The organism is Caballeronia sp. HLA56 (assembly GCF_054655155.1).
The window spans coordinates 760,777-774,467 of record NZ_BAAHOB010000005.1; the positions used below are offsets into that span (position 1 = coordinate 760,777).

At 58.9% G+C, this 13,691-nt stretch carries 19 protein-coding genes; all 19 read left to right on the forward strand.

Annotated features, from left to right (window positions below; translation table 11 throughout):
* Positions 1-148 precede the first annotated feature (148 nt).
* Positions 149-1,996: a DNA helicase RecQ gene (recQ, locus tag ACYQ47_RS23035; protein WP_309962266.1), complete on the forward strand. Its 1,848-nt coding sequence runs from the start codon at positions 149-151 to the stop codon at positions 1,994-1,996.
* Positions 1,997-2,216: 220 nt separating this feature from the next.
* Positions 2,217-2,597 carry a 30S ribosomal protein S12 gene (rpsL, locus tag ACYQ47_RS23040; RefSeq protein WP_006053290.1) on the forward strand — a complete coding sequence of 127 codons (381 nt, stop codon included), beginning with the start codon at positions 2,217-2,219 and terminating at the stop codon, positions 2,595-2,597.
* A gap of 203 nt (positions 2,598-2,800) precedes the next feature.
* Complete coding sequence (gene rpsG / locus ACYQ47_RS23045; protein ID WP_006053291.1) at positions 2,801-3,271, forward strand: 30S ribosomal protein S7; 471 nt, start codon at positions 2,801-2,803, stop codon at positions 3,269-3,271.
* A 129-nt stretch (positions 3,272-3,400) separates the two neighbouring features.
* On the forward strand, positions 3,401-5,503 hold the full coding sequence (fusA, locus tag ACYQ47_RS23050; RefSeq protein ID WP_250509591.1) for an elongation factor G: 2,103 nt from the start codon (positions 3,401-3,403) through the stop codon (positions 5,501-5,503).
* 65 nt (positions 5,504-5,568) lie between these two features.
* Positions 5,569-6,759 (forward strand): elongation factor Tu, encoded by a 1,191-nt coding sequence (gene tuf / locus ACYQ47_RS23055; protein WP_090541958.1) that lies wholly within the window; start codon positions 5,569-5,571, stop codon positions 6,757-6,759.
* 137 nt (positions 6,760-6,896) lie between these two features.
* On the forward strand, positions 6,897-7,208 hold the full coding sequence (gene rpsJ / locus ACYQ47_RS23060; RefSeq protein ID WP_006998489.1) for a 30S ribosomal protein S10: 312 nt from the start codon (positions 6,897-6,899) through the stop codon (positions 7,206-7,208).
* A gap of 185 nt (positions 7,209-7,393) precedes the next feature.
* Positions 7,394-8,053, forward strand: coding sequence for a 50S ribosomal protein L3 (gene rplC, locus ACYQ47_RS23065; RefSeq protein WP_244826435.1), 660 nt, complete (start codon positions 7,394-7,396; stop codon positions 8,051-8,053).
* Positions 8,053-8,673, forward strand: coding sequence for a 50S ribosomal protein L4 (rplD, locus tag ACYQ47_RS23070; RefSeq protein ID WP_244826434.1), 621 nt, complete (start codon positions 8,053-8,055; stop codon positions 8,671-8,673). Before rplC ends, rplD begins: the two co-directional genes overlap by 1 nt.
* On the forward strand, positions 8,670-8,984 hold the full coding sequence (gene rplW, locus ACYQ47_RS23075) for a 50S ribosomal protein L23 (RefSeq protein ID WP_008343846.1): 315 nt from the start codon (positions 8,670-8,672) through the stop codon (positions 8,982-8,984). Before rplD ends, rplW begins: the two co-directional genes overlap by 4 nt.
* A 2-nt stretch (positions 8,985-8,986) precedes the next feature.
* Complete coding sequence (gene rplB, locus ACYQ47_RS23080; protein ID WP_250465880.1) at positions 8,987-9,814, forward strand: 50S ribosomal protein L2; 828 nt, start codon at positions 8,987-8,989, stop codon at positions 9,812-9,814.
* A 10-nt stretch (positions 9,815-9,824) separates the two neighbouring features.
* Positions 9,825-10,100, forward strand: coding sequence for a 30S ribosomal protein S19 (rpsS, locus tag ACYQ47_RS23085; protein ID WP_035506764.1), 276 nt, complete (start codon positions 9,825-9,827; stop codon positions 10,098-10,100).
* Positions 10,101-10,112: 12 nt separating this feature from the next.
* Positions 10,113-10,442, forward strand: coding sequence for a 50S ribosomal protein L22 (gene rplV, locus ACYQ47_RS23090; RefSeq protein WP_011490054.1), 330 nt, complete (start codon positions 10,113-10,115; stop codon positions 10,440-10,442).
* 11 nt (positions 10,443-10,453) lie between these two features.
* Positions 10,454-11,254 (forward strand): 30S ribosomal protein S3, encoded by an 801-nt coding sequence (gene rpsC, locus ACYQ47_RS23095; RefSeq protein ID WP_244826432.1) that lies wholly within the window; start codon positions 10,454-10,456, stop codon positions 11,252-11,254.
* A 2-nt stretch (positions 11,255-11,256) separates the two neighbouring features.
* Positions 11,257-11,673 (forward strand): 50S ribosomal protein L16, encoded by a 417-nt coding sequence (rplP, locus tag ACYQ47_RS23100; RefSeq protein ID WP_061170924.1) that lies wholly within the window; start codon positions 11,257-11,259, stop codon positions 11,671-11,673.
* 10 nt (positions 11,674-11,683) lie between these two features.
* Positions 11,684-11,878 carry a 50S ribosomal protein L29 gene (gene rpmC / locus ACYQ47_RS23105; protein ID WP_035933103.1) on the forward strand — a complete coding sequence of 65 codons (195 nt, stop codon included), beginning with the start codon at positions 11,684-11,686 and terminating at the stop codon, positions 11,876-11,878.
* A complete protein-coding gene (rpsQ, locus tag ACYQ47_RS23110) occupies positions 11,875-12,147 on the forward strand; it encodes a 30S ribosomal protein S17 (protein ID WP_008343854.1) in 273 nt (90 codons plus the stop codon). The genes rpmC and rpsQ overlap by 4 nt, the downstream gene beginning before the upstream one ends.
* 299 nt (positions 12,148-12,446) lie before the next feature.
* Complete coding sequence (rplN, locus tag ACYQ47_RS23115; RefSeq protein WP_006998478.1) at positions 12,447-12,815, forward strand: 50S ribosomal protein L14; 369 nt, start codon at positions 12,447-12,449, stop codon at positions 12,813-12,815.
* A 9-nt stretch (positions 12,816-12,824) separates the two neighbouring features.
* A complete protein-coding gene (gene rplX, locus ACYQ47_RS23120; protein WP_244826431.1) occupies positions 12,825-13,133 on the forward strand; it encodes a 50S ribosomal protein L24 in 309 nt (102 codons plus the stop codon).
* A gap of 14 nt (positions 13,134-13,147) precedes the next feature.
* The gene (gene rplE, locus ACYQ47_RS23125; RefSeq protein ID WP_244826430.1) at positions 13,148-13,687 is read left to right on the forward strand and encodes a 50S ribosomal protein L5; all 540 of its coding nucleotides are present in this window, start codon (positions 13,148-13,150) and stop codon (positions 13,685-13,687) included.
* The last annotated feature ends 4 nt before the right edge of the window (positions 13,688-13,691 follow it).

Consider the following 13,691-nt stretch of genomic DNA (forward strand, 5'->3'; position numbering starts at 1 on the left):
GGCTTTTAGCTGGGCGGTTTTTTTTCGCCGGTTCGTTTTCGACGATTTCCACTCTGCCGATTGGCTAACGCTGTAACGAGCGCCTCGGCAGGCGAGCATGCGTTGTTAGAATTCGGTATCTCCATGTTGTAGTGAGCGTCTCCCGTCCATGTCCCGTCCGCTGCAGATCCTCAAGGAAGTTTTCGGCTATCCGGCTTTTCGCGGACAGCAGGCGGATATCGTCGAACACGTCGCCAACGGTGGCGACTCGCTCGTGCTTATGCCGACGGGCGGCGGCAAATCGCTTTGCTATCAAATTCCGTCGCTCGTGCGCAAGGAGGCGGGTTTCGGCGCGGGAATCGTCGTGTCGCCGTTGATTGCGTTGATGCAGGATCAGGTCGCAGCGCTCACCGAGCTTGGCGTGCGCGCGGCGTACTTGAACTCGACGCTCTCCGGCGCGGAGGCCGCCGCCACGGAGCGCGCGCTGCGCAACGGCACCATCGACCTTTTGTATGTGGCGCCCGAACGTCTCATGACGCCGCGCTTTCTAGAATTGCTCGAAAGCGCGCGCGTGGGTCTTTTTGCCATAGACGAAGCGCATTGCGTATCGCAATGGGGACACGATTTCCGACCGGAGTACATCCAGCTTTCCGTGCTGCACGAACGGTTCCCTTCGGTGCCGCGCATTGCGCTCACGGCGACCGCGGACGCCATCACGCGCGACGAGATCGTGCATCGGCTGGCGCTCGACGACGCGCGTATCTTCGTATCGAGCTTCGATCGGCCGAATATCCGTTACCGGATTGTCGAGAAAGACAACGCACGCTCGCAGTTACTCGATTTCATCCGCGCCGAGCATACGAATACGGACGGCACGACGGACGCAGGCGTCGTTTATTGTCTGTCGCGTCGCAAGGTGGAAGAGACCGCCGAGTGGCTGAAGGGTCAGGGCGTGCGCGCGCTGCCGTATCACGCGGGCATGGAATTCGAGACGCGGCAGAAGCATCAGGAGATGTTTCAGCGCGAGGAAGGCGTCGTGATGTGCGCGACGATTGCGTTCGGCATGGGTATCGATAAACCGGATGTGCGCTTCGTCGCGCATCTGGACTTGCCAAAGAGCGTCGAGGGCTACTATCAGGAAACCGGACGCGCGGGTCGTGACGGCATGCCGGCGAACGCATGGATGGCTTACGGACTCGGCGATGTCGTGCAGCAGCGCAAGATGATCGACGAATCCGAAGCCGACGACGCCCACAAACGCGTACAGACCGGCAAGCTCGATGCGCTCCTTGGCTTGTGCGAAACGGCTGCCTGCCGGCGCGTGCGGCTGCTGGCTTATTTCGGCGAGACGAGCCAACCGTGCGGCAACTGCGACACATGCCTGGAACCGCCCGCGTCGTTCGATGCCACGCGCGAAGCGCAAATGGCGCTGTCCTGCGTCTTCCGCGCGCGCAAAGCGAGCGGCTTTCATTTCGGCGCGGGACATCTAATCGACATTCTGCGCGGGTCGCGCAGCGAAAAGGTCCTACAGCGCGGACACGAAAATTTATCGACGTTCGGCGTCGGCGCCGCGCTTTCCGAGCCGGAGTGGCGCGCGGTGTTTCGGCAGCTCGTCGCTTTTGGCTATCTGGCGATCGACCACGACGGCTTCGGCGCGCTCGTTCTCACCGATGCGAGCAAGCCCGTGCTGAAAGGCGAGGAGCACGTCACGCTGCGCAAATACGTGAAGCCGGTGCGTAGCCGGCAATCGTCGGGACGCACGCGGGAACGCGCCGATCCGACCACGGGCATGTCGCAGCGGCAGAAGTCTCGCTGGGAGCGTCTGCGCATATGGCGCGCAGAGACCGCCAAGAGCGACGGCGTGCCGGCCTACGTCATTTTTCATGACGCCACGCTTGCCGAAATAGCTCGAAGCGATCCGGATACGGTGGATGATCTGCGTCATATCCCGGGCATCGGCGCGCGCAAGCTGGAGCGTTTCGGCGACGAGTTGCTGGATGTCGTGACGACTGAATAAGCCAACGCTTTGCGCGGTACTCCGAAATGCGCGCAACGTGTTGACCCAATTGGGATTTTCAGCATATCATGCTAGGTTCTCGTTCTTGGTCCGTTTTCGGAACCGGCTTAGCGCCGCGTCCGACAAGGGATCGAGCTTCTTCGAGAACGTTAGACGCGCATTTTCCGACGCTTTGCCCGTCGAGAATCGCGCCGAATTTGATCATTTTCAGGAATAAACGATGCCAACCATCAATCAATTGGTTCGCAAAGGCCGCACGTCGGAAACGACGAAGAGCAAGTCGCCGGCCCTGCAGGACTGCCCCCAGCGTCGTGGCGTGTGCACTCGCGTGTACACCACGACGCCTAAGAAGCCGAACTCGGCACTTCGTAAGGTTGCGAAGGTTCGCCTGACGAACGGTTTCGAAGTTATTTCGTACATCGGTGGTGAAGGCCACAACCTGCAAGAACACTCGGTCGTGCTGATTCGCGGCGGTCGTGTCAAGGACTTGCCGGGTGTGCGTTACCACATGGTTCGCGGCTCGCTGGATACCCAGGGCGTCAAGGATCGTAAGCAAGCTCGCTCGAAGTACGGTGCGAAGCGCGCCAAGGCTGGCAAGTAAGTCGCCGGTCTGCAGTCGTCTGCTTGTAGTTTGAGGTCGCCGTAAGGCGGTTTAGGCGGTGGTGCTGGAATGCCAGTGCTATCGAGTAAGTGGTCACCCGGCCAAGCTGGTTTTGTCGAAAAGATGGATCGGGTTTGTTGGTGGCCGCGGAGCTTAAAGACTCGTTCGGAGTCGGCTCCAACTGAAAAGGTAAAGGAAGAATCATGCCGCGTCGTCGCGAAGTCCCCAAGCGGGAAGTGTTGCCGGACCCGAAATTCGGCAACGTAGATGTAGCCAAGTTCATGAACGTGCTGATGCTCTCAGGCAAGAAGTCGGTTGCCGAGCGTATCGTGTACGGCGCTTTTGAACAGATCCAGACCAAGGGTGGCAAGGACCCGCTGGAAGTGTTCACGGTTGCGCTCAACAACGTGAAGCCGGTGGTCGAAGTGAAGAGCCGTCGCGTTGGTGGTGCCAACTACCAAGTTCCGGTCGAAGTGCGTCCCTCGCGTCGTATGGCATTGGCGATGCGTTGGTTGCGTGAAGCCGCGAAGAAGCGCAGCGAAAAGTCGATGGCCCTGCGTCTTGCAGGCGAACTCTCCGAAGCGGCAGAAGGCCGTGGCGGCGCGATGAAGAAGCGCGACGAAGTTCACCGCATGGCAGAGGCCAACAAGGCATTCTCGCATTTCCGTTTCTAAGCTCCCGCTCGTAGGGCAAACGGAAAAATAAGGGCGGGTGCGCTACTCCAGGCGCCTCGCCCGTTTGTGTTAGGACGCTGTCGGCTCGTTATAGATCGAGTCGGCGGGTCGACCAAAAAAGGATCCAAAGTGGCTCGCAAGACACCTATCGAGCGCTACCGCAACATCGGTATTAGCGCTCACATCGACGCCGGCAAAACGACGACGACCGAGCGCATCCTGTTTTACACGGGCGTGAACCACAAGATCGGCGAAGTTCACGACGGCGCTGCAACGATGGACTGGATGGAGCAGGAGCAGGAGCGCGGCATCACCATCACGTCGGCTGCTACCACGGCCTTCTGGAAGGGCATGGGCGGCAACTATCCCGAGCACCGCATCAACATCATCGACACCCCGGGGCACGTCGACTTCACGATCGAAGTGGAGCGCTCGATGCGCGTCCTCGACGGCGCGTGCATGGTCTACTGTGCAGTGGGCGGCGTGCAGCCGCAGTCGGAAACCGTGTGGCGTCAGGCTAACAAGTACAAGGTTCCCCGTCTCGCGTTCGTCAACAAGATGGACCGCACTGGCGCAAACTTCTTCAAGGTCTACGAGCAACTGAAGACGCGTCTGAAGGCGAACCCGGTTCCCGTCGTCGTGCCGATCGGCTCGGAAGAAAACTTCAAGGGCGTGGTCGACCTTCTCAAGATGAAGGCGATCATTTGGGACGAAGCGTCCCAGGGCACGAAGTTCGACTACGTCGACATCCCGGCTGAACTCGTCGACACGTGCAACGAGTGGCGCGAGAAGATGATCGAGTCGGCTGCCGAAGCCAGCGAAGAACTGATGGAAAAGTACCTCGGCGGCGAAGAGCTGACCGAAGCGGAAATCGTCAAGGCGATCCGCGACCGGACCATCGCGTGCGAAATTCAGCCGATGCTGTGCGGCACCGCGTTCAAGAACAAGGGCGTGCAGCGCATGCTAGACGCCGTGATCGACTTCCTGCCGTCGCCGGTCGACATTCCGCCGGTTACGGGTGAACTCGAAAACGGTGAGAAGGGCGAGCGCCGTGCTGCCGACGACGAAAAATTCTCGTCGCTGGCATTCAAGATCATGACCGACCCGTTCGTCGGTCAGCTGATCTTCTTCCGTGTGTATTCGGGTGTGGTCAATTCGGGTGACACCGTGCTGAACGCGACCAAGGACAAGAAGGAACGTCTGGGTCGTATTCTGCAGATGCACGCGAACCAGCGCGAAGAAATCAAGGAAGTGCGCGCAGGCGACATCGCGGCAGCCGTGGGCCTGAAGGAAGCGACGACGGGCGACACGCTGTGCGACCCGCAGAGCCCGATCGTTCTCGAACGCATGATTTTCCCGGAGCCGGTGATTTCGCAGGCAGTCGAGCCGAAGACGAAGCCCGACCAGGAAAAGATGGGTCTGGCGCTGAACCGTCTGGCTCAGGAAGATCCGTCGTTCCGCGTTCAAACGGACGAAGAGTCGGGCCAGACCATCATTTCGGGTATGGGCGAGCTCCACCTCGAAATTCTGGTCGACCGGATGAAGCGTGAATTCGGCGTTGAAGCAACCGTCGGCAAGCCGCAGGTTGCGTACCGCGAAACGATCCGCGCGACGGCTGCCGATGTCGACGGCAAGTTCGTCAAACAGTCGGGTGGTCGCGGTCAGTATGGTCACGCGGTCATCACGCTCGAGCCGAACGAACAGGGCAAGGGCTACGAGTTCCTGGACGAGATCAAGGGCGGTGTGATTCCGCGCGAATACATCCCGGCGGTGGACAAGGGTATCCAGGAAACGCTGAAGTCGGGCGTGCTGGCTGGCTTCCCGGTCGTCGACGTGAAGGTTCACCTGACGTTCGGTTCGTACCACGACGTCGACTCGAACGAAAATGCGTTCCGCATGGCCGGTTCGATGGCCTTCAAGGAAGCAATGCGCAAGGCAAGCCCGGTCATCCTCGAACCGATGATGGCCGTGGAAGTCGAAACGCCGGAAGATTACATGGGCAACGTGATGGGCGACTTGTCGGGCCGTCGCGGTATCGTCCAGGGCATGGAAGACATGATCGGCGGCGGCAAGATCGTTCGCGCCGAAGTACCGCTGTCGGAAATGTTCGGCTACTCGACCTCGCTGCGCTCGCTGTCGCAAGGCCGTGCTACGTACACGATGGAATTCAAGCACTATGCTGAAGCTCCGCGTAACGTTGCCGAAGCGATCATCAACGCCAAGGGCAAGTAAGCCCTGCAAGTCATTCGGCGAGCCATAAGCTTTAACCGATAAACAATCTCTGAAAGAAGGTAATCATGGCAAAAGGTAAATTCGAGCGGACCAAGCCGCACGTGAACGTGGGCACGATCGGTCACGTTGACCACGGCAAGACCACGCTGACGGCAGCGATCACGACGGTGCTGACCAAGAAGTTTGGCGGCGAAGCGAAGGCATACGACCAGATCGATGCAGCGCCGGAAGAAAAGGCACGTGGTATCACCATCAACACCGCGCACGTCGAGTACGAAACGGCTAATCGCCACTACGCACACGTCGATTGCCCGGGCCACGCTGACTATGTGAAGAACATGATCACGGGCGCGGCGCAGATGGACGGCGCAATTCTGGTGTGCTCGGCCGCTGACGGCCCGATGCCGCAAACGCGTGAGCACATCCTGTTGGCGCGTCAGGTCGGCGTGCCTTACATCATCGTGTTCCTGAACAAGTGCGACATGGTGGACGACGCCGAGCTGCTCGAACTCGTCGAAATGGAAGTGCGCGAGCTTCTGTCTAAGTACGACTTCCCGGGCGACGACACGCCGATCATCAAGGGTTCGGCCAAGCTGGCGCTGGAAGGCGACACGGGCGAGCTGGGCGAAGTGGCGATCATGAATCTGGCCGACGCGCTGGACACGTACATCCCGACGCCGGAGCGCGCAGTGGACGGCGCCTTCCTGATGCCGGTGGAAGATGTGTTCTCGATCTCGGGTCGCGGCACGGTGGTGACGGGTCGCGTGGAGCGCGGCGTGGTGAAGGTTGGCGAGGAAATCGAAATCGTCGGTATCAAGCCGACGGTGAAGACGACTTGCACGGGCGTGGAAATGTTCCGCAAGCTGCTGGACCAAGGTCAAGCGGGCGACAACGTCGGTATCCTGTTGCGCGGCACGAAGCGTGAAGACGTGGAGCGTGGCCAGGTTCTGGCCAAGCCGGGTTCGATCACGCCGCACACGCACTTCACGGCTGAAGTGTACGTGTTGAGCAAGGACGAAGGCGGCCGCCACACGCCGTTCTTCAACAACTACCGTCCGCAGTTCTACTTCCGTACGACGGACGTGACGGGTTCGATCGAGCTGCCGAAGGACAAGGAAATGGTGATGCCGGGCGACAACGTGTCGATCACGGTGAAGCTGATTGCACCGATCGCCATGGAAGAAGGTCTGCGCTTCGCTATCCGCGAAGGCGGTCGTACCGTCGGCGCAGGTGTGGTTGCCAAGATTATCGAGTAAAATCTCGGGCTCACCTGTCGTTGCAGTACTGAAGTAACGTGACCGAGGCCGGGTGTTCGCCCCAAGCGAATGCCCGGTCTCTCGCTCTTTTGCCAAATCGGCGGTGCAACATCGCCTCGCTCTTTTAAGGAATTGTCATGCAGAACCAAAAAATCCGTATCCGTCTGAAAGCATTCGACTATCGCTTGATCGATCAATCGGCAGCCGAAATCGTCGATACGGCGAAACGGACTGGTGCAATCGTCCGTGGCCCGGTGCCGCTGCCGACGCGCATTCAGCGCTTTGACATTCTGCGTTCGCCGCACGTCAACAAGACGTCGCGCGATCAGCTCGAAATCCGTACGCATCAGCGCCTGATGGACATCGTCGATCCGACTGACAAGACGGTCGACGCGCTGATGAAGCTCGACCTGCCGGCTGGCGTCGACGTCGAAATCAAGCTGCAGTAAGCCTCTAGAGCTTCACCGGGTTTTCGGGTGAAGCTAAGTCTTTGATTGCTTGCAGAAAACGAAAAGCCTTGTTATACTCCAAGGCTTTTCGCGCACTTGCGCAAAAAAGTCCGCCCAGTTTCTCGTAACGAAGTGGACATTTTGTAATCAGCCCCGACCAATCGCAGTCGGGAATGGAGAAAACGATGAGCCTTGGACTCGTAGGTCGCAAGGTTGGCATGACCCGTATCTTCACGCCTGAAGGGGACTCGATTCCCGTCACCGTGCTGGACGTGTCGGACAACCGCGTGACGCAGATCAAGACCGTTGAAACGGATGGTTATACCGCCGTTCAGGTTGCATTCGGTGCTCGCCGCGCATCGCGCGTGACGAAGCCGCTGGCGGGTCACCTCGCCAAAGCCGGCGTTCAAGCTGGTGAAATCCTCAAAGAATTCCAGATCGAATCCGCGAAGGCCGCCGAATTGGCGAACGGCGCTGTGATCGGTACGGACATTTTCGAAGTTGGCCAGAAGGTCGACGTGCAAGGTACGTCGATTGGTAAGGGCTACGCCGGTACCATCAAGCGTTACAACTTCGCCTCAGGTCGTGCCTCGCACGGTAACTCGCGTTCGCACAACGTTCCGGGTTCGATCGGTATGGCGCAGGATCCGGGTCGTGTGTTCCCGGGTAAGCGCATGACGGGTCACCTCGGTGACGAAACCGTCACGGTTCAGAATCTCGAAATCGCTCGCATCGACGCCGACCGCAATCTGCTGCTGGTTCGCGGCGCGGTTCCGGGTGCGAAGGGCGGCAAGGTATTCGTGACGCCGGCCGTCAAGACGCGTGCTGTGAAAGGAGCGAAATAATGGAACTTAAGCTCCTGAATGCCAATGGTCAGGAAGCTGCTGGCGTGAACGCATCGGACGTCGTGTTCGGTCGCGATTACAACGAAGCCCTGATTCACCAGGTCGTCGTGGCTTATCAAGCCAATGCACGTAGCGGCAACCGCGCTCAGAAGGATCGTGAGCAGGTCAAGCACACCACCAAGAAGCCGTGGCGTCAGAAAGGTACGGGTCGCGCTCGTGCCGGTATGTCGTCGAGCCCGTTGTGGCGTGGCGGTGGTCGTATCTTCCCGAATTCGCCGGAAGAAAACTTCTCGCACAAGGTCAACAAGAAGATGCATCGCGCAGGTCTCTGCTCGATCTTCTCGCAATTGGCTCGCGAAGGCCGTATCTCGGTGGTCGAAGACCTCGCGCTTGAAGCGCCGAAGACCAAGCTGTTGGCCGATAAATTCAAGGCGATGGGTCTCGATTCCGTGTTGGTCATCACCGATACGGTCGACGAGAACCTGTACCTCGCGTCGCGCAATCTGGCCCACGTGGCCGTTGTCGAGCCGCGTTACGCCGACCCGCTCTCGCTGATCTACTTCAAGAAGATTCTGATCACGAAGGCTGCGGTCGCTCAGATCGAGGAGTTGCTGTCATGAGCGAGATTCGCAAAAACGATCATCGTTTGATGCAAGTTCTGCTCGCGCCGGTGATCTCCGAAAAGGCGACGCTGGTGGCCGACAAGAACGAACAAGTCGTGTTCGAAGTCGCCCCGGACGCCACGAAGCAGGAAGTAAAGGCTGCTGTCGAGCTGCTGTTCAAGGTCGAAGTCAATTCCGTCAACGTGCTCGTCACGAAGGGTAAAGCCAAGCGCTTTGGCCGCTTCAACGGCAAGCGCAAGGACGTGAAGAAGGCGTACGTCTGCTTGAAGCCCGGCCAGGAAATCAACTTTGAAGCGGAGGCCAAGTAATCATGGCAATCGTTAAAGTTAAGCCGACTTCGCCGGGTCGCCGCGCGATGGTCAAGGTGGTCAACAAGGATCTGCATAAGGGCAAGCCGTTTGCGGCGCTGCTCGATTCGCAGTCCGTGACCGCCGGCCGTAACAACAACGGCCGCATCACCACGCGTCATAAGGGCGGTGGTCATAAGCAGCACTACCGTATCGTCGACTTCCGTCGCAACAAGGACGGCATTCCGGCAAAGGTCGAGCGTCTCGAGTACGACCCGAACCGTAGCGCGAACATCGCGCTGGTTCTGTACGCAGACGGTGAGCGTCGCTACATCATCGCGCCGAAGGGCGTGGTCGTTGGTACGCAGCTCATGTCCGGTTCGGAAGCGCCGATCCGCGCAGGCAACACGCTGCCGATCCGCAACATTCCGGTCGGTACCACGATCCACTGCATCGAAATGCTGCCGGGCAAGGGTGCGCAAATCGCGCGTTCGGCTGGTACGTCCGCGATGCTGCTGGCGCGCGAAGGCGTCTACGCGCAGGTTCGTCTGCGTTCGGGCGAAATTCGCCGCGTGCACGTCGAGTGCCGCGCGACGATCGGTGAAGTGGGCAACGAAGAGCATAGCCTCCGTCAAATCGGTAAGGCTGGCGCGAACCGCTGGCGTGGTATCCGTCCGACGGTGCGCGGCGTTGCAATGAACCCGGTCGATCACCCGCACGGCGGTGGTGAAGGCAAGACGGCTGCAGGTCGCGATCCGGTGAGCCCGTGGGGCACGCCGACTAAGGGTTATCGCACCCGTAGCAACAAGCGCACGACGACGATGATCGTCCAGCGCCGTCACAAGCGTTAAGGAGTAGGCAATGACACGTTCTGCTAAAAAAGGTCCGTTCTGCGACGCTCATTTGCTGAAGAAAGTTGAGTCGGCTGCAGCTACGCGCGACAAGAAGCCGATCAAGACTTGGTCGCGTCGCTCGACGATTCTCCCGGACTTCATCGGTCTGACGATCGCTGTTCACAACGGCCGTCAGCACGTTCCGGTGTATGTCACGGAAAACATGGTCGGCCACAAGCTTGGCGAGTTCGCATTGACCCGTACGTTCAAGGGTCACGCGGCCGACAAGAAGGCCAAGAAATAAGGGGCTATCAAGATGGAAGTGAAAGCAATTCATCGCGGTGCCCGCATCTCGGCGCAGAAAACGCGCCTTGTGGCTGACCAGATTCGTGGTTTGCCGGTCGACAAGGCGCTGAACGTTCTGACGTTCTCGCCGAAGAAGGCGGCGGGTATCGTCAAGAAGGTCGTGCTGTCTGCGATCGCGAATGCGGAACACAACGAAGGCGCCGATATCGATGAGCTCAAGATCACGAGCATCTATATCGACAAGGCTGCTTCGTTGAAGCGTTTTACCGCACGCGCTAAGGGTCGTGGTAACCGCATCGAGAAGCAATCCTGTCACATCACTGTGACGGTCGGGAATTAAGGAGCCATACGATGGGACAAAAAATTCATCCGACTGGCTTCCGTTTGGCCGTCAGCCGCAACTGGGCTTCGCGCTGGTATGCGAACAACAGCAACTTCGCGGCGATGCTCCAGGAAGACATCGGTGTTCGTGAGTACCTGAAGAAGAAGCTGAAGAACGCTTCGGTTGGTCGCGTCATCATCGAGCGTCCGGCAAAGAACGCGCGCATCACGATTTATAGCTCGCGTCCGGGCGTGGTCATCGGCAAGAAGGGCGAGGACATCGAACTGTTGAAGGCTGAACTGCAGAAGCGCATGGGCGTTCCGGTTCACGTCAACATCGAAGAAATTCGCAAGCCGGAAACCGATGCTCAGCTGATCGCTGACTCGATCACGCAACAGCTCGAACGCCGGATCATGTTCCGTCGCGCGATGAAGCGTGCGATGCAGAATGCCATGCGCCTTGGCGCGCAAGGTATCAAGATCATGAGTGCGGGCCGTCTTAACGGTATCGAAATCGCTCGTACCGAGTGGTATCGCGAAGGTCGCGTGCCCCTCCATACGCTGCGTGCCGATATCGACTACGCAACGTCGGAAGCGAAAACCACGTACGGCATCATCGGTGTAAAGGTGTGGGTCTACAAGGGCGACACGCTGGGCCGTAATGAAGCGCCGGTGGTGGAAGAAGTGGCGGAAGACAAGCGTCCGCGCCGCAACGCACGTCCCGGTGGCGATCGCCGTCCGCGCCGTGATGGCGAAGGCGCTCCGGCAGGTGCTCGTCGCGGCGGTCCCCGTCGTGGCGGCGCTGGCGGTGACGCGAAGAGTGGAGAATAACGATGCTGCAACCGAAACGCAGAAAGTATCGCAAAGAGCAGAAAGGTCGTAACACCGGCAAGGCGACGCGCGGCAACGCGGTGTCGTTCGGTGAATACGGTCTGAAGGCTATCGGTCGCGGCCGTTTGACCGCGCGTCAAATCGAAGCCGCGCGTCGTGCAATGACGCGTCACATCAAGCGTGGTGGCCGGATCTGGATCCGCATTTTCCCAGACAAGCCGATTTCGCAGAAGCCGGCAGAAGTACGTATGGGTAATGGTAAGGGTAACCCGGAGTACTACGTCGCTGAAATTCAACCGGGCAAGATGCTGTACGAAATGGACGGTGTCACCGAAGAACTGGCGCGCGAAGCGTTCCGTCTGGCTGCAGCCAAGCTGCCGCTTAAGACGTACTTCGTCGTGCGTCAGCTCGGCGCCTAAGGAGTAAATGATGAAGGCATCTGAACTTCACCAGAAAGACCAGGCCGCGCTCAACAAAGAGCTGACGGACCTGCTGAAGGCGCAATTCGGCCTGCGCATGCAACTCGCGACCCAGCAGCTCACGAACACGAGCCAGCTGAAGAAGGTTCGTCGCGACATCGCACGTGTGCGGACCGTCCTGACTGAGAAGGCGAACCAGAAATGAACGATAGCGTAAAAACCTCGCTCAAGCGGACGCTGGTCGGCAAGGTCGTCAGCAACAAGATGGACAAGACGGTCACCGTTCTGGTCGAGCACCGCGTGAAGCATCCGATCTACGGCAAGTACGTCGTGCGTTCGAAGAAGTACCACGCGCATGATGACGCCAATACGTACAACGAAGGCGATCTCGTCGAAATCCAGGAAACTCGTCCGATTTCGAAGACGAAGGCTTGGGTTGTGTCGAAGTTGGTTGAAGCGGCGCGCGTGATCTAAGTCTGTAGTTGTAGTGCCGCGATGCAGTAACTAGTGTCGCAGTAAGTTTCGCTTGCAAGACCGAGATTATTTGTTATAATCTCGGTCTTCCCTCTTTGTGGGAGCCCCGTCGCGGGCGAAACTGGTGGGGGAAGCCGGTTCAGGCGCCAGCCTGAGTCGACAGATTCACCGGATTGCGATGGCGGGTTTCGTCTGCCCTCGCTGCCTGTTCTAACCCAAGCAGCCGATTGGCTGACGGGACCAAGACTGACCGGATGCGCCATGGTGGTGTGACCGGATTAAGTTGGGAAAGATAAACCATGATCCAGACCGAAACTCGGCTTGAAGTGGCCGACAACACGGGTGCGCGTGAAGTCATGTGCATCAAGGTGCTCGGCGGTTCGAAGCGTCGTTACGCTAGCATTGGCGACATCATCAAGGTGACCGTCAAGGAAGCGACGCCGCGCGGACGCGTAAAGAAGGGCGAAATTTATAACGCCGTGGTCGTTCGCACGGCCAAGGGCGTGCGTCGCCAGGATGGCTCGCTCATCAAGTTCGACGGCAATGCCGCCGTACTGTTGAACACGAAGCTCGAGCCGATCGGCACGCGTATTTTCGGGCCGGTGACGCGTGAACTGCGTAGCGAACGATTCATGAAGATCGTTTCGCTCGCGCCGGAAGTGCTGTAAGGAGTCGCGATGAACAAGATTCGCAAGGGTGACGAAGTTATCGTCACTACCGGCAAGGACAAAGGCAAGCGCGGTACCGTGCTGGTCGTTGCGGAAGAGCATGTCACGGTCGAGGGTATCAACCTCGTCAAGAAGCATGTGAAGCCGAACCCGATGAAGGGTACGACGGGCGGTGTGGAAGCCAAAACGATGCCGCTGCATATTTCGAACGTCGCATTGGTCGACGCGAATGGCAAGGCGTCGCGTGTGGGCATCAAGGTCGAAGATGGAAAGAAGGTTCGCTTCTTGAAGTCGACCGGCGCCACGCTTAACGCCTGACGCGGAGTTAAAAAATGGCTCGTCTGCAAGAAATTTACAAAGAAACGGTTGTGCCGCAACTGGTTGAAAAGTTCGGCTACAAGTCCATCATGGAAGTGCCGCGCATCACCAAGATCACCCTCAACATGGGTCTTGGCGAAGCGGTCGCTGACAAGAAGATTATCGAAAACGCCGTGGGCGACCTGACGAAGATCGCTGGCCAAAAGCCGGTTATCACGAAGGCGCGCAAGGCAATCGCGGGCTTCAAGATTCGTCAAGGCTACCCGATCGGCGCGATGGTTACGCTGCGCGGTCAAGCGATGTACGAATTCCTGGATCGCTTCGTGACGGTTGCGCTCCCCCGTGTGCGCGACTTCCGTGGCGTCTCGGGCCGTGCATTCGACGGTCGTGGTAACTACAACATCGGTGTGAAAGAGCAGATCATTTTCCCCGAAATTGACTACGACAAGATCGACGCGCTGCGTGGGCTGAACATCAGCATCACGACCACCGCGAAGAGTGACGACGAAGCAAAGGCGCTGCTCGCCGGCTTCAAGTTCCCGTTCAGAAACTGAGGTT